This window comes from Nocardia blacklockiae, assembly GCF_015477355.1.
Taxonomy (GTDB): Bacteria; Actinomycetota; Actinomycetes; order Mycobacteriales; family Mycobacteriaceae; genus Nocardia; species Nocardia blacklockiae.
In genome coordinates, this window is record NZ_JADLRJ010000029.1 from 1 (window position 1) to 918 (window position 918).

General features: G+C 67.0%; 1 protein-coding gene. It reads right to left on the bottom strand.

Translation table 11 applies throughout. From position 1 onward, the window contains the following. Window positions 1-856 (bottom strand): IS5 family transposase gene (locus tag IU476_RS35645; protein WP_438944106.1). Its coding sequence is split into 2 segments (ribosomal slippage), with 858 coding nucleotides annotated over them: window positions 1-475 and window positions 474-856; the frame shifts between segments, so codons are not numbered across the junction. This gene is flagged as partial in the annotation. Window positions 857-918 lie beyond the last annotated feature (62 nt).

The following is a 918-nucleotide window of genomic DNA, read 5'->3' on the forward strand; positions in this document are numbered from 1 at the left end:
CAGGACGAATCCGGCGCGGTAAGTGATTGCGAGCTTGTCGTAGCGCGTGGCCACCGCCCGCCAGTGCTTGGCCCTGTTGAAAGCACGCTCGATGACATTGCGCCGCTTGTAGGTTTCGGTGTCGAAGCCGGGCGCCCTCCCGCCTGCGCGTCCCTTGCGTTTGCGGTTGGCGACCTGATCGCGGCGTTCGGGGATTACGGTCTGGACCCGTTTGCGCCGCAACAGTGTTCGGTTCGACGCGGCGGAGTAAGCGCGATCGGCGATCACCACGTCAGGGTTGCGGCGCGGCGGTCCACCTGCCAGGCGCGGCACCGCCACCGCGTCGAGCAGCGATGGCAGCAGCGGTGAGTCATTGGTCTGCCCGGGAGTGAGCAGCGCGGCCAGACCACGTCCGGCACCGTCGGTGGCCAGGTGCACCTTGGTGGTCAGCCCGCCCCGGGAGCGTCCGATCGCGTGGTCGGCGGGTTCATAGCCCGCTCACCGAGTCGGCGGCCGCGCCGGCTGCGTGCTGATGGGCCCGCACGATCGTGGAATCGATCGAGACGACCCAGTCCAGATCGCCGGTGGTGTCGGCCAGAGCCAGCAGCGCGGTCAGCACCCGGTCCCAGGTGCCGTCGGCGGCGTAGCGGCGGTGGCGTTTCCATACCGTTTGCCACGGTCCGAAGTGTTCGGGCAGGTCCCGCCAGGGCAGGCTGGTCCGCAGTCGATACAGCATGCCTTCCACCACCAGGCGGTTGTTGGTGAAGTTACGGCCCACGTGGCCTTCGGATTTCGGTAGCAGCAACTCCAGCAGCTCCCACTGCTTGTCCGTCAGCACCTGGTACCGATCACCGGTCAGTGTCGCCACGGCGACCATAATGCATGACCGGCCCGCTGTTCGGGCTGGTCATGCAAAATCTATTGGGAGACAGGCCCTAG